At 62.0% G+C, this 19,423-nt stretch carries 20 protein-coding genes and 1 pseudogene; 17 read left to right on the top strand and 4 right to left on the bottom strand.

Annotation, left to right across the window (positions count from 1 at the left end; translation table 11 throughout):
• Positions 1-37: 37 nt before the first annotated feature.
• Positions 38-1,261, top strand: coding sequence for an FAD-dependent monooxygenase (locus B6S44_RS01480; protein ID WP_129155024.1), 1,224 nt, complete (start codon positions 38-40; stop codon positions 1,259-1,261).
• A 931-nt stretch (positions 1,262-2,192) separates the two neighbouring features.
• Positions 2,193-3,014, top strand: a complete 822-nt coding sequence (locus B6S44_RS01475; protein ID WP_129155023.1) for a sulfite exporter TauE/SafE family protein — start codon at positions 2,193-2,195, stop codon at positions 3,012-3,014.
• A 565-nt stretch (positions 3,015-3,579) separates the two neighbouring features.
• Here B6S44_RS01475 and B6S44_RS01470 read toward each other — a convergent pair.
• The 3 genes from B6S44_RS01470 to B6S44_RS01460 all read right to left on the bottom strand — a co-directional run bounded on the left by B6S44_RS01470 (position 3,580) and on the right by B6S44_RS01460 (position 5,765).
• The gene (locus tag B6S44_RS01470) at positions 3,580-3,948 is read right to left on the bottom strand and encodes an Hcp family type VI secretion system effector (protein WP_129155022.1); all 369 of its coding nucleotides are present in this window, start codon (positions 3,946-3,948) and stop codon (positions 3,580-3,582) included.
• A gap of 252 nt (positions 3,949-4,200) precedes the next feature.
• Entirely contained in the window at positions 4,201-4,638 is a 438-nt protein-coding gene (locus B6S44_RS01465) for an SET domain-containing protein-lysine N-methyltransferase (RefSeq protein WP_129155021.1), read from the bottom strand.
• A gap of 125 nt (positions 4,639-4,763) precedes the next feature.
• On the bottom strand, positions 4,764-5,765 hold the full coding sequence (locus B6S44_RS01460; protein WP_129155020.1) for a D-alanine--D-alanine ligase family protein: 1,002 nt from the start codon (positions 5,763-5,765) through the stop codon (positions 4,764-4,766).
• Positions 5,766-6,050: 285 nt separating this feature from the next.
• On the opposite strand from B6S44_RS01460, the gene B6S44_RS01455 reads away from it, so the two are divergent.
• The 4 genes from B6S44_RS01455 to B6S44_RS29215 are packed head-to-tail and all read left to right on the top strand — an operon-like array spanning position 6,051 to position 8,169.
• Complete coding sequence (locus tag B6S44_RS01455) at positions 6,051-6,950, top strand: D-alanine--D-alanine ligase family protein (RefSeq protein ID WP_164985676.1); 900 nt, start codon at positions 6,051-6,053, stop codon at positions 6,948-6,950.
• A complete protein-coding gene (locus tag B6S44_RS01450; RefSeq protein ID WP_164985675.1) occupies positions 6,941-7,423 on the top strand; it encodes a GNAT family N-acetyltransferase in 483 nt (160 codons plus the stop codon). Before B6S44_RS01455 ends, B6S44_RS01450 begins: the two co-directional genes overlap by 10 nt.
• Positions 7,420-7,971, top strand: coding sequence for a YkgJ family cysteine cluster protein (locus B6S44_RS01445; RefSeq protein ID WP_129155017.1), 552 nt, complete (start codon positions 7,420-7,422; stop codon positions 7,969-7,971). The genes B6S44_RS01450 and B6S44_RS01445 overlap by 4 nt, the downstream gene beginning before the upstream one ends.
• Before the next feature lie 33 nt (positions 7,972-8,004).
• Complete coding sequence (locus B6S44_RS29215; RefSeq protein WP_164985674.1) at positions 8,005-8,169, top strand: hypothetical protein; 165 nt, start codon at positions 8,005-8,007, stop codon at positions 8,167-8,169.
• Positions 8,170-8,566: 397 nt separating this feature from the next.
• Here B6S44_RS29215 and B6S44_RS01440 read toward each other — a convergent pair whose 3' ends face one another.
• Entirely contained in the window at positions 8,567-9,460 is an 894-nt protein-coding gene (locus B6S44_RS01440) for a LysR family transcriptional regulator (protein WP_129155016.1), read from the bottom strand.
• Positions 9,461-9,561: 101 nt separating this feature from the next.
• Here B6S44_RS01440 and B6S44_RS01435 point away from each other — a divergent pair, with 101 nt between their 5' ends.
• The 11 genes and pseudogenes from B6S44_RS01435 (at position 9,562) to B6S44_RS01385 (ending at position 19,402) form a co-directional block, all read left to right on the top strand.
• Complete coding sequence (locus B6S44_RS01435) at positions 9,562-10,443, top strand: SDR family oxidoreductase (protein ID WP_129155015.1); 882 nt, start codon at positions 9,562-9,564, stop codon at positions 10,441-10,443.
• 49 nt (positions 10,444-10,492) lie between these two features.
• A pseudogene (locus B6S44_RS01430) lies at positions 10,493-10,654 on the top strand (AtaL-like protein); the annotation flags it as partial.
• A gap of 741 nt (positions 10,655-11,395) precedes the next feature.
• Positions 11,396-12,136 (top strand): GntR family transcriptional regulator, encoded by a 741-nt coding sequence (locus B6S44_RS01425; protein WP_129155014.1) that lies wholly within the window; start codon positions 11,396-11,398, stop codon positions 12,134-12,136.
• 260 nt (positions 12,137-12,396) lie between these two features.
• Positions 12,397-13,482 carry an ABC transporter substrate-binding protein gene (locus B6S44_RS01420; RefSeq protein WP_129155013.1) on the top strand — a complete coding sequence of 362 codons (1,086 nt, stop codon included), beginning with the start codon at positions 12,397-12,399 and terminating at the stop codon, positions 13,480-13,482.
• An 83-nt stretch (positions 13,483-13,565) separates the two neighbouring features.
• A complete protein-coding gene (locus B6S44_RS01415) occupies positions 13,566-14,459 on the top strand; it encodes a branched-chain amino acid ABC transporter permease (protein WP_129155012.1) in 894 nt (297 codons plus the stop codon).
• Positions 14,452-15,342 carry a branched-chain amino acid ABC transporter permease gene (locus tag B6S44_RS01410; RefSeq protein ID WP_129155011.1) on the top strand — a complete coding sequence of 297 codons (891 nt, stop codon included), beginning with the start codon at positions 14,452-14,454 and terminating at the stop codon, positions 15,340-15,342. The genes B6S44_RS01415 and B6S44_RS01410 overlap by 8 nt, the downstream gene beginning before the upstream one ends.
• A gap of 7 nt (positions 15,343-15,349) precedes the next feature.
• Positions 15,350-16,141, top strand: coding sequence for an ABC transporter ATP-binding protein (locus B6S44_RS01405; RefSeq protein WP_248309387.1), 792 nt, complete (start codon positions 15,350-15,352; stop codon positions 16,139-16,141).
• Entirely contained in the window at positions 16,138-16,869 is a 732-nt protein-coding gene (locus B6S44_RS01400) for an ABC transporter ATP-binding protein (protein WP_248309386.1), read from the top strand. Before B6S44_RS01405 ends, B6S44_RS01400 begins: the two co-directional genes overlap by 4 nt.
• Before the next feature lie 38 nt (positions 16,870-16,907).
• Positions 16,908-18,158 carry a D-amino acid dehydrogenase gene (locus B6S44_RS01395; RefSeq protein ID WP_129155009.1) on the top strand — a complete coding sequence of 417 codons (1,251 nt, stop codon included), beginning with the start codon at positions 16,908-16,910 and terminating at the stop codon, positions 18,156-18,158.
• 17 nt (positions 18,159-18,175) lie between these two features.
• The gene (locus B6S44_RS01390) at positions 18,176-18,976 is read left to right on the top strand and encodes a maleate cis-trans isomerase family protein (protein ID WP_164985673.1); all 801 of its coding nucleotides are present in this window, start codon (positions 18,176-18,178) and stop codon (positions 18,974-18,976) included.
• Positions 18,977-19,048: 72 nt separating this feature from the next.
• Positions 19,049-19,402, top strand: coding sequence for a RidA family protein (locus tag B6S44_RS01385; protein WP_129155008.1), 354 nt, complete (start codon positions 19,049-19,051; stop codon positions 19,400-19,402).
• The last annotated feature ends 21 nt before the right edge of the window (positions 19,403-19,423 follow it).

Here is a 19,423-nt window from a genome sequence, read left to right as displayed (position 1 = left end):
CGGTAACGAGCAGTGTCAAAACGAGGCGCAGACAGCCATGAAGAACAGCCGGAACCTGCGGATTGCCATTGTCGGGGGAGGGATCGGTGGCTTGACGCTTGCGCTTGCATTGCGACAGCGCGGCATTGAGGCGACCGTTTACGAACAGGCGTCCGAACTCAGTGAAATCGGGGCAGCGGTGGCGCTCTCGGCCAACGCGACGCGGGAACTGCGTCGTCTTGGCGTGCTCGACCTCATCGCCGGCTGTTCAACCGAGCCTAGTGAACTGATCTATCGCGACTGGCGGAAGGGGCATCGCATCGCAGCTTTCCCCGTTCACGATGATCTCGCTTATCAGAAGCGTTTCGGAGCACCCTATTTCGGAATTCATCGCGCCGACCTCCAGCGGATTTTGTCCGGCGCGCTGGCGGGAGCGGGTCTTCAACTCGGCCACCGCTTGACCGAGCTCTCCGAGCACGATCAGATCATGAGCCTCAGTTTCGCCAATGGCCGCATCGCAGAGGCAGATTTGGTCATCGGCGCGGACGGGGTCCGTTCCTTGGTCCGCCGATATGTGATCGGCGGAGAAGAGACCATTTACTCGGGAACCAGTGCATTTCGCGGCATTGTGCCTGCCAAGCAATTGCCGTCGCTTCCCGACCCACAGGCCATCCAGTTCTGGATGGGCCCCGGCGCTCATCTGCTACATTATGCGATCGGCGAACGGGCTCAGGATGTGAACTTCTTCGCTGTCGTCGAAGGTCCCAAGACATGGTCGCATGAGGGCTGGCAGGCTCCTGTCGAGCCATCGACCGCTCTGGCGCCATTTAAGGGTTGGCACCCGGCCGTCACTGAAATGGTTGCCGCGGTCGAGCATCGCGTGCGATGGGCGCTATTCACGGTACGGCCACTGCGACAGTGGTGGCGAGGCCGTGCGGTTCTGCTCGGCGATGCCGCCCATGCAATGGGGCCGCACCATGGCCAAGGTGCCAACACGACCATCGAAGATGCGATCACGCTCGCCGAAATGCTGACGTCGACGCGGCGGGATGAGATCGAAGCCATGATGTCGCGCTATCAGCGGCTTCGGCGGTCGCGAACGAGGATCATTCAGCTCAGCTCGCGCGCGACGAACGACCTGCTGCACCTCCCCGACGAAAGCTCGGCCTTGGCGGATCGCGATCGGCGGGTGTCGAGGTTCCCGGACGATTTCGGCTGGATCCACGCATTCGATGCGCTGACGACGGTGCGAGACGCGAGCAGTTCCGAATTCGCCGCCTGACGAGAGCCACCCAGCGCTCCCGGGAAAGACCGATCTACGCAACCGTTGTCCGCTTTTCGACGTAAGGCCATACCAGCGTCGAGAAAAGCGAAGAGGTGGTGACGACCGGGCGCTGGCGGGCTGTTCATCTCTGGCCAATAAGATATGACGGGCTTCACGATGCGGAATCCGTGATCCAGCAGGATTGTCGAGTATTACGGCAGCTCAAACCTGATTATTGAGTATTTGTCACAAGCAGTAACGCTCGACATATACCAATTAGCGACCCTTGTTAAATTTACATTTTGAACAGATAGTTGAAAAACAACAAGATTTGGCCTTTTTATATACTGGTCCACAAAATCCCGCTCGGCCCCCCACGGGCATTGTGAATCACGATGAATCACCCTTCGATTTAAATCCCCTCTGAAACCAGGCGCTTACGAACGCATTCCGACCTGGCAACCTGCTGCCCGACGGATGGCAAAACGCGAATGTACAAGGCCAGCTTCACGGGCCCCATTCGGAGAGCAGAGAAGTCCCCTTCCCTCCCTCGCAGACGCGACGGCTCTCTGCCCTCCGCAGGTGTCGACAGCTCGCTTGGCCTCTTGCGGACGCGCGCCGCCTGCCCTTTGGGCGGATTGCGCCAGAGCAGCTCTCTTCCCTGACTGAAATGCCAAGAGCGGACTTTGGCTCATTGCCTGGAACCGGACGTTCGCATTCGTGGACGCCAGATCTGCCTCCGACCCGTTGCAGACTCTGTCATTTCACGCGGAATCCGCGTAGGCGCCGATATCGAGATTTGGACAGTTCCTCATGCAGTTGAGGTACGATCGACCGGCTTTCGAGGGTATTGCTGACCGCTCTCGCTGGCGCTTAAGAGACACCGCATTGGCGCACAGCCATTTCATGCGTCTGGCAGACGCCGCCGATTGCGCCAGGGACCATCGAAATGGGTCATTCGGAACTTCTTCCGTTCGCGGCGGGATTGCTCGTGACTGGAGCACTATCGGGCATCCTCGCCGGCCTGCTGGGTATTGGCGGCGGAGGCATCATCGTTCCAGCACTTGCCCTTGCTCTGGCCACGATGGGGTTCGGTGGCGACATAGGCCAGCACGTGGCCGTTGCAACCTCATTGGCCATCATCATACCGATCGGCATCACCAGCGCTCGGTCTCACTACGTGAAGGGAGCGCTGGACATGTCCACCTTCAAGCTCTGGGCGCCGGTCATCTTCATGGCCACGCTGGCCGGAGGACTGTCCGCAGGCATTTTTTCGGGGAAGGTGCTTCAGGCGGTATTGGGATTCATGGCCTTTTTCATCGCCGCCAACATTTTTCTGCCCTTCCAGCAGCGCCTGATGAGCAGTGTGAACGGCTCGTCGACAGCCCATCGGATATGCGCCGCGGTCATCGGGTATTTATGCGCGCTGATGGGAACAGGTGGCGGTGCTCTCAGCGTCCCGACGCTGGCAGCATTTGGTTTGCCGATGCATACCGCCGTCGGGACTGGCGCTGCCATTGGGGTCCCGATCGCGCTGGCCGGAACCTTGGGATTCCTGATCTCCGGCTGGAACACTACGGGCCTGCCCCCTTTGAGTATCGGCTATATCAACTTGCCCGCTTTGGTTCTGATCGGCGGCGTGGCGACCCTAACAGCCCCGCTGGGCGCGAAGCTGGCGCACAATCTCCAGGCCAGAACCTTGAAGAAAATCTTCGCGGTGTTCCTGGTGGTCGTGGGTGTCTCGATGCTCTGGGCCGCCTTCGGTCGCTAGGAGCGTGGCGGGCTTCGATATCCCTAAGTCCGCGCTCGACCCACTCCGGCCATTTGCCATGGCAGGGTCCTTCGAGGCAGCCTCGCGCCACGAGAAGACATTGGAATAACACCTCCAAGCGGACATTCCCGCGTCGCGAAGCCGAAGTCCGTCGGCGACCCCTTGAGGAATATTGAAAGTGTCCCATTAAGCTGCAGCCACCCGGGCGGACCGTGCCCAAGGCCTTCAAGGAATCGAGCACCTCGGCATCGCTGACCGAGATGCTACTGGGGGCAGCGTCACTACGCGCCCAGTCGCTCAAGGCCGTGGCCTGAAAGCAGCGTTACGATGATCGCAACCGGTTCGATGTTTCTTGGACCGCCATTGCCCTCATCAGTACGGAGAATGCGCTGCGACACGATCCATTACGCATCGGCGTGGAATAAGAACAGCGTTGGCGGGGCGATCGGCATCCAAGCGGGACCCCTCTGACGCGGGGGCATGCGGTGCCATTGAGATGAACCAGTGTTGGGAGGTAGATACAGGCTGTCCGCGCGTTGTTCCAAGAGGGAATGCTAGTGAATATTTATCGATATTCTACTTTTATATCTGCGAAATCCAGGCTAATAGTTTCAGTTTGCTTCATATCATTACTGGGATACGCCGAAAATTGGTACGACATAATAATAGCATCAGTGAGCTTGTACGTTAAATAGGGCAGGCCGGCGGCTTTCTTGTACAACTCGACCCAAACCCAGGGGAAGTGCGCACCTTTCGCGCTGGCGAGAAACAATTTCGGACTCAGCTCATCCTGTTGTTTCGAAAAATATAAGTCTCTCGCCTGGGCGAGTCGCTGAACCCCGCCCGCTGTTGGAGATGTTGAAGCCCCTAATGACGCAGAGATTGCTTCGCAATAACTGCCGACCGGCAAACTGAATGAAACATAAATTGGCATCGGGCCGCCCCCCGTCTGCTCGATCTCAGAACTCGCAACGCTACAGCGAAGTCGTCTGGCGAGAAAGCGTAAAATCGACGTGTTGCCGTGCGCGCACCCTATATGGTGCTCTAGCCGCACTGGCGGCCCGGCCGCGGAAGTTACACTCTCCTTCGGCCCGGCGTCCCAATTTAAAGCTTAATTCGATCTGGGACCGAATGACTATTGAAGCGCCGTCCATAGCCAGAGGCGGATCAGATATCTGATAAGTTGCTAGAGGGTATCATAATCAATCATGATTTCTTCGCCAGCCTTGATGTTGCGCAAGGCAGTGTACTTATATTCCCCGTCAGGCGCTGCGTTTGGGTCATGGGCATGATTTAGGAACCAGACCAGATCCATTTTACCAAAGTCCATCGGCCGGGAGACCCATCCTTGCTCAAGACAGGGGATACAGTATTTTATGAATTCGCCAGGCACTTCTTCGACTCTAACACGCTTTGCGACCGAAGCACCTTCCAGTTCGTTGTAGAGGCGTAGAATCGTCCCTTTCCGAATGGGATGGGCGGCAAAGACGCCGACCCCATATGGGCTCGCACGCAAAACGAATGAGAACTCGGTGGTGTGTGTATCCGTGCCGGCCGGGTTGCCGATTTCGCTGGGCCACTCTCTGTCTTCCTCGGAATTTTCGACTGCATGTGGCGATGACATTAACCGCTCCTATATTCGCCGCCTGCCGATTGGCGGTGAAGCCATCAGCGATTTCTCTTCTTTTTCGGGCTCCTTAGCGGCTCGCCCTTACGAGGGCGGAAGGCGGCGCAAAATCATCGATGTGCTCACCGGATGGGGATGTCGAGCCGCCGGCCTGCGTCCAAAATTATGCCTTGGACAAGCTCTGCATAAGGCACGCTGCCACGACACATGATGACGATGTCACCCTGCTCGGGATCGAGCCCTGGTAGAGGATTGCATTCGAGGAAATGCGGCACGCCGTGTTCATCGAGGCGGAAGTCGATTCTAGCCAGATCGCGACAACCCAGGAGCCGCGCTGCAGCAAACGCGCTTGCTTCTATTATCGACAGGGTCTGGGCGGGCAAGCGCGCCGGGACATGGTAGCGTACGCGGCGACGCCAGTCCCGCTTCGTGCCGACGTCATAAATGAAACGGTTTCCGTCCATCCCCGGGTCGGCTGGTGCGATTTCCATGACCCCCAGAATTCGCCGTTCCGATCCATTCCCGCACACGCCGACGGTGATCTCGACGCCAGGAAGGAACTCCTCGATGAGCGCCGGTGCGCCATAGTTCTCGCCAAGCCAACGACACCGCTCCAACGCCGCTTCGAGCGAACCGCAGATCGCGCCCGGCCCAATACCTTTGCTGGAGCCTTCGTCGTTCGGCTTGACGATGACCGGGTAGCGCAAGTGTCGAAAATCGCTCATGTCCGAACTACCCGGCTCGACCAGACGGCCCGGCGCGACAAGTACCTCCGGCGAAACAATGCGACGCGCAACCGCTTTGTCCTGTGCCACGGCCAAAGTCAGCGCATCGGAGCCGGTGAACGGAATCTCGAGCAGTTCGCACAGGGCGGCTGCCACTGCTTCGCGGCATCGTCGGCCGGCGCCCTCGGCGATGTTGAAGGCAAAGTCGAACTGCCCATCTTGCAGTTTGCAAGGCAATTGCCGATCAGCGACAAGAGGCACCGGCGTCAGGCCGAGATCAGCGAGTGCGGCGCAGATTGCTGAAATGGTATCGCTGGTGTCGTACTCCTCGTACATGTCGTCGGGAAATGCGCCGACAGACTGCTCGGGCCGCAGATTGTGCAGGATCGCTACTCTCACCAAAACGAACCTAGAAAAGCACCGGTCTCGCCAAGCTGCGCTGCGCACGCCTGCGACGGGAACATCGTGAGGCTCGGGCGCCGACCGGCGGTCGAAGTGATCTTCATGGCTTGGCCTTTGAGCTGACCAACGGTTCACGCTCGTAATGACACGATCATGTATCCACGGGTCGAGATCAAGCGGGGCGGACCGTGTCGAAGCGCACTGGGATCTTGGCCGCGCTGCGACTGGTTAAGCAGACCTTCACCCCTTGTGCCGAAGCCGACTATATGGCTGCTTCACGCGATGACGGTGCTTGTGCTCCACACTTTGCCGCCCGCCGGCCCACCGGAGCGCTCGCCCTATGAGTTCGACCTCAGCGAGACGGCGGCGGCCATTGCCGAGGCGATCCCGGAGGCGCGCGTTGTGGGCGTTCGGGGGGAGGTGAGCGAGATCGTCGAAGCGGTGGCGTCCCATCGTCCCGCCGTTGTATTCAACCTCTGTGAGGCGCCGCTCGGGCGTTCGGATTTGGAGGCTCATGCCGCCGCTGTCCTGGAATGGCTTGGCGTGCGCTTCACCGGTTGCGGCAGCGAGACCCTTGCCTTGTGCCGCCGCAAGGACAGGACCCGGGCCGTCCTAACGGAAACTGGTATCCCGGTGCCGCCCAACGGCGTTTTCCCTTGCATCGTCAAGCCGGCGGATGAGGATGCATCGGTCCACATCGACCTCGATTCAGTGTGTGAGACCGAAACGCAGATGGCCTGTGCACTCGCAAGGCTCCCCGGCCGGGCCGTCATCGAAGCGTTCATTCCCGGGCGCGAATTCATGGTCGCGCTATGGGGCCGAGACGAGCCCGACAACCTCTCCTATTGCGAGACACGGTTTCTAAACGGGCTGCGCCTGAGCACCTATGTTTCGAAGTGGGAGGAAGGCAGTCAGGAGTTTCTCGACTCGCCCTACTGCTATTCGACACTTGAATCAGAATTGCGCAACCGCATCTTCGCAGTGGCGGTTGCAGCCTGGCGGGCCGTCGGTGCGCGCGGCTACCTTACAGTCGACATCAGGCTCGATGCTTCCAATCGGCCGTTCGTCCTCGACATCAATCCAAATCCCAATCTCGGCGTTGGCGTCGGCATCGTCCGAGCGGCAGAGGAGGTCGGTTGGACATGGGAGGGCTTCCTGCGCCGACAGATCGAATGGGCGTGACGATAAGGCTGCTCCGGTCCACCGACCGGCCGTGCGTGGAAGAAATCCTCGCCGCGTGCAGTGTGTTCAGTGAAGAGGAGATTCGCGTCGCGCTGGCAATGGTCGATGCCGGCCTCGACGGAGAATACGCCTTGCTGGCCATAGAAACCGATGATCAACTGGATGGCTATGCCTGTTTCGGGCCCGCGCCTTTGACCACAACATCTTGGTATCTTTATTGGATCTGCATTCGGAGCCAAGCGCAGAGTGCAGGCGTCGGGCGAGCACTACAGACCGCCGTCGAGGCTGCGATCCGTACACAGGGGGGGACGTGTCTCGTCGTCGAAACTAGCGGACGGGCCGACTACGCGAAGACCAGACGCTTTTACGAGCTAGGCGGCTTCATTGAGGCCGGCCGTATTGCCGGCTTCTATGGGCCAGGAGACGATTGCGTCATCCTCAGTAAGGTACTGACGGGAGACACGCGCGAATGAACGAAATCCAGAGCGAGAAGACCGCTGACACGCTGATCTCCAACGCGGCTTCAGCGAGGTTCGAGTGCACCTACGGTCGCGGATGCGCCGGAATCTGCTGTAGAAACGGCCGGCCGCCGGTCACCAGGGCGGAGTCTGGTCGCATCAATGCCAATCTATCGAAGTTCCTGCCGGAAATGCGTCCCGAAGCCCGGAAGCTTGTCAAAAAGCACGGCTACCTCAGCCGCAGAGGTCTGCGCGACCAGCCTATGCTACGCGTCGTCTCCAGCTGGTGCGTGTTCTTCAATCAGGGTTGTGTGCTGCACCGGGTCGGCGCCGAAGAAGGCGACAAATATCGATACAAGCCGTTGCCTTGCTCACTCTTCCCGATCGCTAAAGATACCAAGGGCCGCTGGCAGGTCCGGCAGAAAGGACACAACCGCGAGCTTTGGGATCTGTTTTGCTTAGACCCCCTATCGACAACCGTAGCGGCCGTCGTGTCGCTTCGTGAAGAGATCGAGCTGATCAAAAAACTCGCGAATGACCATGAAGGTCCGTTCGAAAGCTGAAAAATTGGAATCTTGTCGGACGGCGATCGACAAATGGCCGACCGTCCTGGCGAAGCGCCGACTATTTCGGCAGCCAAAGAGGCCGGGCCGACGCTAGGCCACTTCGACATCGAGATACTGGACGGCCTGCGTCTCTGCGGCCTGCGCCTAACCAAAAACGAGCAGGGGCAGTACCGGACTCTGATCAACGGATACTGACGGTCAAGAAGGCGAACTATGGAAAGACCGGCGACGGCATCGCAATGCGCTGGGAGGACGGCGCCTTCGTCACGGACAACGGCGTTGCCTCAAACGCTCGTTCAAGGGCGGCCGTTGGGAGCGTCCGTTATGGTCTAGCCTGGCCGCGCTTCTCCATGCCGAGCTGGCCTACCTGCGAGCAGACGTTCCGGACGTCAGGAAGAGGCCACCACAACTGCCCTCTCCTTCCCGGTTGAAATGCGCCAGAACCGGAAGTTGGCACATGACCACGAAGCGGACATTTCTAAGCCGGCATCGGGAATCAGTTCTCGACCCACTTCGAAGCCGTTGAAGAGAGCTTAATACCTTGGCGATGGATATTACTGAAGGCGTTTGGGAAAGCTCCAGCGTTTGCACCTCACTTGCCGATGTAGGCAGCAAGCTCATGCGGCGAGCCGGTTGGGAAGGCCGCCCTGATGTGATCGAGGAACGCCGAGACGCGAGCGCTCAGCAGGCGGCGAGAGGGGTAGAGGGTCCATAGAGCGATTTCTGGGCTGTCGACGTCGCCCCAATGAACAAGGGTCCCTGCCGCCAGATCATGACTGACGAGCGATATGGGGAGGCGCGATGCGCCGGCACCCGCCCGAACCGCGTCGCGGACCATAATGATGGATGACAGGCTCAAGACGGGATCGATCCTGATGCTCGAACTCCCGGTTGAGGTCACGATCTTCCAGAAATCTGTACGGTCAAACGGCCCGCGCACCACTGCGGGGATTGGGGAGCCGTCATTCGGCCGAACGAGAACAGGGCTGGAGACCACCACCAGACGATCCCGCAAGAACGCACGGCCAACGAGGGTCTCGTCGGGATCTGGATTGACGCGGATCGCAAGGTCGTAGCCTTCCTCGATCATGTCGACCGGTCGGTCTTCGGTCGTGACCTCGAGCCGAACTTCCGGAAACCTTGCAGCGAACTCGGCTGCGAGCTTCCCCATTGCGATCTGCGAGAACAGTAAGGGCGCGCTGATCCGCAATCGCCCGCGTGGCGTGTGCCCTCCGGACGCAACTGCAGCCGCAGACTCGTCGAGTTCAGTGAGCAGCGCGGCGGTCCGCTCGTAGAGCGCTCGACCTTCCTGGGTGAGCTTCAACGCGCGCCCTCCGCGCTCGAACAGACGCAAGTCGAGGGCAGCTTCGAGTTCGGCGACCCGGCGGGACAATGTCGCCTTGGGGCGGCTGGCAGCGCGAGCAGCCCGCCCAAATCCTCCGTGGCGCGCGACGAGATTGAAATCGGCAAGGGCCAGAAGATCCATCCGTTCCATCTGTGAGACACTCTGTCCAAATTCGACGGCTATTGGATCGAATGTGGATCGATAAATCTCTGGGTGTCAATTCAGACACACGGAGATTTCCCATGACCATCCTCGTTATCGGCGCCACCGGCCGGGTTGGCCGCCATGTCGTCCAGCAACTCGTGGAGCGCGGTGCCGGCGTGCGCGTGCTCACCCGCGATCTCTCGAAGGTGAAATTCCCGGCCGGCGTGGAGGTCGTGCAGGGCGATCTGCTCGATCTCGACTCGCTGCGCACCGCGCTAAATGGCGTCAGCACGTTGTTCCTGCTCAATGCGGTCTCGGGCGACGAATTCACCCAGGCTCTCATCGCCCTGAACATTGCCCGCGGGTCAGGCGTCGAGCGGGTCGTCTATCTGTCAGTGATCCACGCCGATCGTTTTGTGAACGTGCCGCATTTTGCGGTGAAGTCCGGCGCAGAGCGGATGATCGAACAGATGGGCTTCAGCGCCACGATCCTCCGTCCGGCCTATTTCATCGACAACGACCTCATGATCAAGGATGTCATCGTCAACTATGGCGTCTATCCGATGCCGATCGGCAGCAAGGGCATTGCCATGGTCGACGCCCGCGACATTGCCGAGATCGCAGCGATCGAGCTGATCCGTCGCAAGGAGGCCCCGGGAAAGCTGCCGATCGAGACCATCAACCTTGTCGGCCCGGATACGCTGACCGGTTCGGACGTGGCCATGATCTGGTCAGATGTCCTGGGACGCCCGGTTTCTTATGGCGGCGATGATCCCACCGAGTTCGAGCAGAACCTCGCGAACATCATGCCGAAGTGGATGGCCTATGAGATGCGCCTGATGGCCGAGCGCTTCGTCAGCGACGGCATGATCCCGGAGATCGGCGACGTCGAGCGTCTGACCAGTATCCTCGGCCGCCCGCTGCACTCCTACCGCGATTTCGCAATTCAGATGGCAGCGACCGACACGAAGCCGGCCTGACCGCTTAGGCCCTCAAAAGGACGGCGACCATGATCTATCGACTGCCACTGTGCCGGTGAACCCGGAAGGCGAAACCAAGCTGACCCAGGCCCAAGCCTGGGCCGGCCTGGAGCTCAAGGCCCGCGACGCCCGCCTGTTTCTGCCGCCGGGCCTGTGCACCCGCTGCGTATTGGAAAGGCGAGCTTCACGAAGCAGAATCCGTGATCAAACGGGATTACGGAGTATCACGGAAGTTACACCATGATTGGCGATTATTAATCACGCGGAGTCACACGGCACATATACCACTTAGCGACGCTACTGATTTCTAAAATTGAACAATTACTTGAAAAATAATAAGAATTAATATTATTATACTGATTCACAACTATCCAGACGGTACCACATGGGTATTCTGAAACACGATGGATCACGCTTCAACTTGAATCTCCACTGAAATGAGAGGCTTGCGAATTTTCTCCGACCTGTCCGACCGCTGTCCGACGGGGGGTAAAACGCAAATGCACATCTTCAGCTTGCAGGGGCCATTCTGCGGGTAAAGAAGCCCCCTTCCCCGCCTCGCACACTCGATGGTGTTCGTCCCCCTCCAACGTTCGACAGACCCACCGAACGGCAAAGAGCGCAAACAACGGTCGCTGGTGTCGACTCGCGCAGATGGCTGGCCTTGGCCGCATACAGACGTAGTCGGTGCCAGCCCCATTGGTCAGGATCGCGCCACTAGCTGACGTTAGCGATCTGCCCCAAAGCAGACGTTCACGATTTGGCGGTCATCTTTGCTCAGCGATGAGCGCTTGCATGAAACTTTGCAATTTGGCGCGGGCACATCCGAGCCAGAGACGATCTGGGGGCGATCGATCGCCTACATCAACTGAATCTAGTTTGTGATGCACATCTGCCTTATATGCTTGTGTCCCTGCTAGGCTCTATGCCGGGCAGATAGGAGCGACGCATAGTGGCCACTCGACAAAGCGCGAAGGCACCCGACGCCGGCCGGGGGAGCCCCCAGACCAAGCCGCGCGGGCGCGCGGCCGACAGTGTCGAGCGCATTTATGGAATCGTGAAGGAGTTCGCGATCGACTTCCGTTTCCGGCCCGGCGAGAAGATCAACGAGGTGGAGCTGGCCGCGCAACTCGGCGTCAGCCGGACGCCCGTCCGCGCAGCCCTCAACCGGCTGGAAAGCGACGGCTTCGTCGTCTCGGTGCCGAACAAGGGCTTCTACGCGCGCAATCTGACGCCCGACGCTGTTCGAGACCTTTACGAACTGCGTGCCGCCATCGAATGCACCGCCTTCGTGCTCGCCTGTGAGCGCGCCTCGGACAATGAGATCGAGGCGACTGTCGCAGCCTGGGAACAACACAGCGATCTCGACGAGCAAGGCTCCTGGGCAAAGATCGCGCTCGCCGACGAGGCCTTTCACATGGCGCTGACGCGGTTGTCTAAGAACCCCCAGATGGCCTCCGCACTCGAGGCGCTTGCCTCCCGGATCCGGTTCTTCCGCCGCGTCAACCTTGAGGTTCTGGCGCAGCGGACCGGAAGCTACCAGGAGCACGCCGCGATCATCGATGCCCTGCGCCGGCGCGACGCCGCCAAAGGCGCAGCGATCCTGCAGAAGCACATCACGCTGAGCTCGGCCCATGCCATCGATGTCGCCACCCGCGGCCTCGCCCTGATCTTCTTTGGCAAGGCCGCCTGAGGACGGGCGGCGCGATCCCAGGGGCCTTCCGGCCCTCCGCTTCGCGCTACAAATCGTCAGTTTCGCGGGCAACCCGGGCTGCCATCCGCCGCTTGCCGCAAAAATCGCCGGAATCTCCACTTTCTGCCGCGAAACGACCCAGCCTGCCCGGTGCGCAGGCAGCGTCTGCACAACATTTCAGATTGTGCATCAATAAGAGAATTATAAAGTGTACTCACTTCAGGACGCAACGACGTCCACGTTGAAGAGGGGACACGAACATGCGTGCAGCACTGCTTCTGGCGACGAGCCTTCTGACCGCCGTTCCGGCGGCGGCACAGACCACGATCGGCGCGATCATCCCGCTCTCGGGCGCCAGTGCGACGCAGGGCGAGGACCAGCGCCGCGGCATCGAGATCGCAGTTGAAGAGGTCAACGCCGCCGGAGGTGTGCTCGGCAAGCCGCTCAAGGTCATCGTCGAGGATTCGGGCGGGCGACCGCCTTCCGCGCTGGACGCCGCCAAGAAGCTCGTCGCTGTCGACAAGGTGCCGGCAGTGATCGGCGAATACTCTTCCGGCATCACCCTGCCGATGGCGCAGTATCTGATGCAGGAAGGCAAGATCCACATCAATGCCGGCTCATCGAGCAACAAGGTCCGTCAGATCGGTCCGACCTCGTTCAGCGTGATCGGCCTCGAGGCGGTCTCCAGCAGGTTTTCAGCGGTCGATGCGCTCGCGATGGGCTGGAAGAAGGTCGTCGTGATCGGCCCCAACAACGCCTATGGCCATGGCATGTCCGAGGGCTTCAAGGAGGAGTTTGAGAAAATCGGCGGCAGCGTCGCCTCGACGCTGCTCTACACCGAAGGCCAGACCTCCTATCGTCGCGAACTGCAGCAGGCGGCCCAGTTCAAGCCCGACGCCTTCATCTACTCGGCCTATGGCAAGGACGCTGCACTGATCAACCGCGAGTCCTTCGAACTCAGCGTCAACAGGACGCCCTGGTACGCGATCTATTTCACCATGTGCACCGCTGACAGCAAGCCCGAGTTCGTCACCGGCCAGTACGGCATGGATCTCAACTTCATCGGCGCCAACGGCAAGGGCTATGAGGAGGCCTACAGGAAGAAATACGGCATGGGCTTCAAGACCTCCTTCAGCGGCTATGGCTATGACGCGGTGAAGGTCTTCGCCGCCGCCGCCAACAAGGCCGGCAGTGCGGAGCCCGAGGCGGTCAAGGCCGCGCTGATGGAGGTCGGCAAGAGCTATGAGGGCGCCACCGGCACCATCGCCTTCGATGCCGACCGCCAGCGTATGCTGCAGCCCTATCTGAAGCTCAGACGCGGCGCTGAGGGCATGGAGCAGCGCTGATCCTTGCACCGATCCCGGCCACACCGCCGCGCTCGGCGGTGTGGCCACATCGCAGCGAACGCTCCCGCAAGGCTAAGCAAAGCATGGTTCAGTTTCTGGTCGATCTCCTGCTGCGGGCAGGCGACATCGCGCTCGTCGCGGTCGCGCTCAGCGCAGGATACTCCCTGGTCAAGTTTCCCAATATCGCCATCGTCCAATATGCGACGATTGGCCCGTTCCTCGCTTATCTCATCGCCCGCAGCGGCATTCCCTTCGCGCTCGCTGTGGCGGCGGCCTGCCTTTTCGTTGGCGTCCTCGCCGTCGCGCTGAACCTGCTCGTCTTCGAGCGGCTGCTGAAGTCGGGCTCGGCCATCGCGATGATCGGCTCGCTCGCAGTCGGCATGCTGTTCACCGCGACCCTCCTAGTCACCGCCGGTCCCGACACCCGCCATTTCGATTTCGCGATCACGGCGCTCTTCGACGTCTTCGGCAGCAATGTCACGCTGACGCAGATGATCTCGCTCGCCATGAGCCTGACGGCCTTCATCCTGCTCGCGCTGCTGCTGTTCTGCACCGATATCGGCCGCTGCATGCGCGCCACCGCCGCCAATCCGAACCTCGCGCGGGCGACCGGCATCGATGCGCGCCTAGTCGTGCGGGTGATCATCTTCCTGAGCGGCATGCTCGCGGCGCTCGGCGGCACCGGCATCGCGATCAAGAGCGAGCTCAATATCCTACTCGGCCCCGACCTGATGCTGCCGGTCTTCGCCGCCGCCATCCTCGGCGGGCTCGGCAATCCGATAGGCGCGATCTTCGGCGCGCTCGTCATCTCCTTTGCCGAGACACTCGCCGCCGCGATCAATTTCGGCCCGCTGGTCGGCCAGTCCTTCCTGTTTATCCCGGTCAACTACATCGCCGCGGCCTCCTTCCTGATCCTGGTCGTGGCCCTGCTCTTCCGGCCCTATGGCCTGTTCGTGAACGAGGTGAAGCGTGTTTGAATTCTCGCTCCACGTCGCCACCATCGCAGCGCTCTACGGGCTGCTGGCGCTCAGCCTCAACTTGCAAACGGGCTTCGCGGGGCTCGTTAATTTCGGCCAGATCGCACTGTTCGGCTGCGGCACCTATGGCGCGGCGCTCGCCTTCAACAACCAGTTCGGCCCGGTCGTGGGTCTCCTGCTCGGCCTTGTGCTGGTTAGTCTCGTGGCGTTGTTCTTCGCGCGGCTCGGCCGCAGCCTCGGCTCCGACTACTGGGGCATCGCGACGCTGGCGATCGGCCAGATCCTGCTCACCATCGCGACCAATGAGACCTGGCTGACCGGCGGTGCGCAGGGCATCAGCGGCCTTCCGCAGCTCTTCACCGGCAGCACCCGGCTGCAGGGCCACCTCATCCTCTTCAGCGTCACGCTCGCCTTGCTGGCCGCGACCTGGTGGCTCTTCCACCGCCTGACACAGAGCAAGTTCGGATTATCGCTCAGGCTGATGCGCGAGGAGCCGCAATTCGCCGCCTCGCTCGGCTATGATCTCGACGGCTTGCGCCGGAGCGCCATGCTGGTGGCAGCGGTCCCGGCTGCGCTGTCGGGCTTCCTCTTTGCTCATTACATGACCTTCGTCGGCCCCGACCAACTCTTCTCGACCGAGACCTTCGTGGTCTGGACGATGGTGGTGATCGGCGGGCTCGGCAGCCATGCGGGCGTGGTCGTCGGCGCGATCCTGACCCAGATGCTCTTCGCGGCGGTGCCCTTCGCCAAAGACTTCTTCGCCCTGCCTTCCGAATACGTCGCCGCGATGCGCCTGACTCTCATCGGCGGCGGGCTGCTCGGCTTCCTGCTGCTGCGGCCGCAGGGGCTTATCCCCGAGAAGGTGGGCAGCATCCGTGGTTGAGATCGCATTGTCAGCGCAGAAACTGCGCAAGGCCTTCGGCGCCCATATCGTGCTCGACGATGTCGACATCGATATCGCGCGCGGGAGCATCGTCGGGCTGCTCGGTCCCAACGGCTCCGGCAAGTCGACGCTGCTGAACGTGCTCACCGGTTTCATCGCCATGGATGCCGGTCAGGTCGCGCTCGGTGACCAGGCCATCGGCGCTCTTCCAGCCTCCGAGATCGCCCGGCGCGGCCTGCTGCGCACTTTCCAATTGCCGCGCATGCCGACGCGCATGAGTGTCCGCGAAGTGCTGCTCGCGGCCGAGCGCTCCGATGCCGGCATCTTCGCGGCGCTAGTCGGCAGAAGCCTGCGCGCCAGCGCACGCACCGACGAGTTGCTGGAGCAGCTCCTGCTGTCACGCGTTGCCGATCAGCCGGCGAGTGCCATCTCCGGCGGCCAGAAGAAGTTGCTCTCCATTGCCGCCGCCCTCGCCAACGGGCCCGACATCCTCTGCCTCGACGAGCCGACGGCGGGCGTGCATCCGAACCTGCGCGGAGGCATCGTCACGTTGCTCAAGCAGGCCAATGCTCAGGGCGTGACGCTGCTGATCGTCGAGCACGACATGGCCTTCGTGCGCAATCTCTGCCAGCGCTGCGTGGTGCTCGACCGCGGCGAACTGATCGCCGACTGCCCGCCGGCCGAGCTTGCCGACCATCCGCGCGTGGTCGAGGCCTATCTCGGCCGCGCCGCTGCCCGGCGCGTGGCCACTTCGCCTGAGAAACCGCCGGTAAAGGTGCCGGCAGAGGTGCGGGTATGAGCAAGCTCGACGGCATGATCGTGGTCGAGGGCCTACGCGCCGGCTATGGCGATGGTCCCGATATCCTGCATGGGCTCGATCTGCGCGTGGCGGCTGGCGAGATCGTCACGATCCTCGGCCCCAATGGCTGCGGGAAATCGACGTTGCTCAAGGCGATCGGCGGTTTCGTGCCGCCGCGCGCTGGAAACGTCTACATCAACGCGCAGGATGCGACCGCCGTGCCGGTCCACCGACGCGTGCGCACTCACCATGTCGGCTTCGTGCCTCAGACCGACAACGTCTTCACCACGCTCAGCGTCGCCGACAACATCCTGCTCGGCGCCCGTTTCCTGGTCGCAACCGAGCGTCGGCAGCGCTTCGCCGCGCTGATGAAGAGCTATCCGTCGCTGGCCAACAAGCGGGACCGGCGCGCCTCGGCGCTGTCGGGGGGCGAACGCCAGCTCCTGTCGATCGCGCGCGCCCTGATCGCCGACCCGGCCGTACTGCTGCTCGACGAGCCCTCAGCCGGCCTCTCGCCGGTGATGATGGACGAAGTCTTCGACGAGATCGTGCGCATCCGCGACCGCACCGGCATGACGATCCTCATGGTCGAGCAGAATGCGGCACAGGCGCTGGCGGTCTCCGAGCGCGCCTATGTGCTGTCGCTGGGCCGTGTCGCCATCGAGCAGCGCGCATCGGAGTTGCTCGATAATCCCGAGCTCGCCGGCCTCTATCTCGGCGCGCATTGAGCCCGCCAGGCAACGAGAACCATCGGGGAGGAGAGAACATGGCAAAGCGTATCATCGTGCTGGGAGGCGGCGTCGTCGGGGTGACGACGGCCTATCAGCTCCAGAAGGACGGCCATGAGGTCGTGCTGATCGAACGCAATCCGCAGGTCGCGGCGGAGACGAGCTGGGGCAATGCCGGCATGATCGCGCCCGGCCACTCTTTCGTCTGGTCCTCGCCCAAGGCGCCGATGATCCTGCTCAAGTCGCTGTTCCTCAAGGATCAGGCACTGCGCTTCAGGCTTTCGACCGATCCGGACCTGTATAACTGGTCCTGGGCCTTCCTGATGGAGTGCACCCAGACCAAGGCGAAGCGCAACACGCTGCTCAAGCACAGGCTCGCGGCTTATTCCCAGGCGGTCCTCCAAGAGGTGATCGGGCAAGAGACGATCGCCTATGACCGCAACGATCGCGGTATCCTCTATTTTCACCGAAGCCAGGAAGCGCTCGACCGCGGGGTGCAGCAGATGAAACTGCTGGAATCCGACGGGCAGATCATCGAGGTTCTCGACCGCACCGGCGTGGTCGCACTCGACCCCGCGCTCGCCGGCATGGGCGACAAGATTGCCGGCGCGATCCATTGCCCGACCGACGAGACCGGCGACTCAGCCCTGTTCACCCGGGCGCTCGCCACGATCGTGACGGCGCGAGGCGGCGAGATCCGGACCGGTACGACGATCACCGAAATCGAAACGGCTGGCGCGAACATCACGCAGGTCGTCACCGACAAGGGCACGGTCAAGGGCGATGCCTATGTGCTGGCGCTCGGCTCGCAAAGCGCAGGCCTCGCGCGCCGCATCGGCGTTTCACTGCCGATCTACCCCATCAAGGGCTATTCCCTGACGATCCCCATCGGCAACCGGCCGCAGCCGCCTAGCCTGGCCTGCGTCGACGAACACAATCTGGTGGCGATCTCGCGCTTCGGAGACCGCATCCGCGTTACTGCCACAGCCGAGTTCGCCGGCTATGACAAGAGCCACGAGCCGGCCGACTTCGCTTTCATGAAGCGTGTCACGCAGGAACTCTACCCCGAGGGCGCCGATTACGATCGCGCCGAAATGTGGGCGGGCTTAAGGCCAATGACGCCGACCAACCTGCCCTTCTTCGGCCGCCGACGCTACGCCAACCTCTTCCTCAACACCGGCCACGGCCATATCGGCTGGACCATGTCGCATGGCTCGGCCCGCATCACGGCCGACCTGATCGCCGGCCGCGCCCCCGCCATCCCGATGGACGGCCTGCTGGCCGCCTGAACGCGAAAGGACCGCTCATGTCCGCAGTCGCTGCATCCTCTCCATCCGCCGAGCCTCTCGATCTCGGCGTGATGGCCTCCATGCTCGATGCGCCGCTCGGCTCGCGTGCCGCGATCGGTCTCGTGGTGCTCGCCACCGACCAGACGCTGGAGCACGAATACCGTTCCCTCATTCGCGCGCCGGGCATCGCCTTCTACGAGGCGCGGCTGTTCAACGATGCCGACATCACGCCTGAAACGCTGCGCGCCATCGGCCCGCGCATCACGCCCTGCACCGAGTTGATCCTGCCCGGTCTTCCGCTCGACGTCGTCGCCTTCGGCTGCACCTCGGCAACGATGACGCTCGGCGAGGACTATGTCTTCGACGAGATCCGCAAGGCTCGCCCCGGCGTCGCCTGCACCACGCCCGTGACCGGCGCGCTCGCCGCCTTCACGACGCTTGATGTCGGACGCATCGGCCTGCTCACGCCCTATTCCCCTGCGATCAACGCCGATCTCGCCCGCTACTTCCAATCGCGCGACATCGGCGTCCCGGCCTATGCCACCTTCGACCGGCCGGACGACCGCGAAGCGGCGCTGATCTCGGTCGCATCGATCGAGGCGGCGGCGGAAAGGCTCGCGGCGCAGCCCGGCATCGAGGCGATCTTCGTCTCCTGCACCAGCCTGCGCGTCGCCGAGGCAGTGCCCCGGCTGGAGGCCCGCATCGGCATCCCAGTGACCTCGAGCAACCATGCGATGGCCTGGCACAGTCTGCGCCTTGCCGGCATCGAGGATGCCATGCCGGAAGCCGGGCGCCTGTTCGAGCGCGGCATCGCCTGATCGAGCGGGCGGTCGCGACGGCTGCCCGCTCGCCAATTCCAAGACCAGCCCGCCAATGAAAGGCCCTTTTCCATGACCCTCCCTTTGCGAATCCAGCCCGGCCCTCGCATGAGCCAGGCGGTCATCCATGTCGGCAGCGTCCATCTGGCCGGACAGGTCGCGCTGGGGGCGCCCGGCACCTCCGTCGCCGAACAGACCCGCGACATTCTCGCCCGGATCGATGCCCTGCTGGCCGAGGCCGGAAGCGGTCGGGACAAGCTGGTCTCCGCGATGATCTGGCTGGCCGACATCGCCTCCTTCGCCGAGATGAACTCGGTATGGGACGGCTGGGTCGCGCCGGGCGCTGCGCCCGCGCGCGCCTGCGTGGAAGCGAAGCTGGCCGCCCCGCAATTCATCGTCGAAATCGCGGTCGTCGCTGCGCTTTGAGCCCGTAGATCACACCGGCTG

It is taken from the genome of Allobosea sp. Tri-44 (genome assembly GCF_004123845.1).
Lineage (GTDB): Bacteria > Pseudomonadota > Alphaproteobacteria > Rhizobiales > Beijerinckiaceae > Allobosea.
This window is presented reverse-complemented; position numbering and strand designations above follow the sequence as displayed.

Coding starts and splice junctions, on each gene's coding strand:
- B6S44_RS01385 (WP_129155008.1), top strand. CDS start 19,049: ATGACCCTCCCTTTGCGAATCCAGCCCGGCCCTCGCATGAGCCAGGCG.
- B6S44_RS29215 (WP_164985674.1), top strand. CDS start 8,005: ATGGCCGACCGTCCTGGCGAAGCGCCGACTATTTCGGCAGCCAAAGAG.
- B6S44_RS01395 (WP_129155009.1), top strand. CDS start 16,908: ATGGCAAAGCGTATCATCGTGCTGGGAGGCGGCGTCGTCGGGGTGACG.
- B6S44_RS01465 (WP_129155021.1), bottom strand. CDS start 4,638: ATGTCATCGCCACATGCAGTCGAAAATTCCGAGGAAGACAGAGAGTGG.
- B6S44_RS01480 (WP_129155024.1), top strand. CDS start 38: ATGAAGAACAGCCGGAACCTGCGGATTGCCATTGTCGGGGGAGGGATC.
- B6S44_RS01400 (WP_248309386.1), top strand. CDS start 16,138: ATGAGCAAGCTCGACGGCATGATCGTGGTCGAGGGCCTACGCGCCGGC.
- B6S44_RS01445 (WP_129155017.1), top strand. CDS start 7,420: ATGAACGAAATCCAGAGCGAGAAGACCGCTGACACGCTGATCTCCAAC.
- B6S44_RS01420 (WP_129155013.1), top strand. CDS start 12,397: ATGCGTGCAGCACTGCTTCTGGCGACGAGCCTTCTGACCGCCGTTCCG.
- B6S44_RS01440 (WP_129155016.1), bottom strand. CDS start 9,460: ATGGATCTTCTGGCCCTTGCCGATTTCAATCTCGTCGCGCGCCACGGA.
- B6S44_RS01455 (WP_164985676.1), top strand. CDS start 6,051: ATGACGGTGCTTGTGCTCCACACTTTGCCGCCCGCCGGCCCACCGGAG.
- B6S44_RS01450 (WP_164985675.1), top strand. CDS start 6,941: ATGGGCGTGACGATAAGGCTGCTCCGGTCCACCGACCGGCCGTGCGTG.
- B6S44_RS01475 (WP_129155023.1), top strand. CDS start 2,193: ATGGGTCATTCGGAACTTCTTCCGTTCGCGGCGGGATTGCTCGTGACT.
- B6S44_RS01415 (WP_129155012.1), top strand. CDS start 13,566: ATGGTTCAGTTTCTGGTCGATCTCCTGCTGCGGGCAGGCGACATCGCG.
- B6S44_RS01435 (WP_129155015.1), top strand. CDS start 9,562: ATGACCATCCTCGTTATCGGCGCCACCGGCCGGGTTGGCCGCCATGTC.
- B6S44_RS01470 (WP_129155022.1), bottom strand. CDS start 3,948: ATGCCAATTTATGTTTCATTCAGTTTGCCGGTCGGCAGTTATTGCGAA.
- B6S44_RS01390 (WP_164985673.1), top strand. CDS start 18,176: ATGTCCGCAGTCGCTGCATCCTCTCCATCCGCCGAGCCTCTCGATCTC.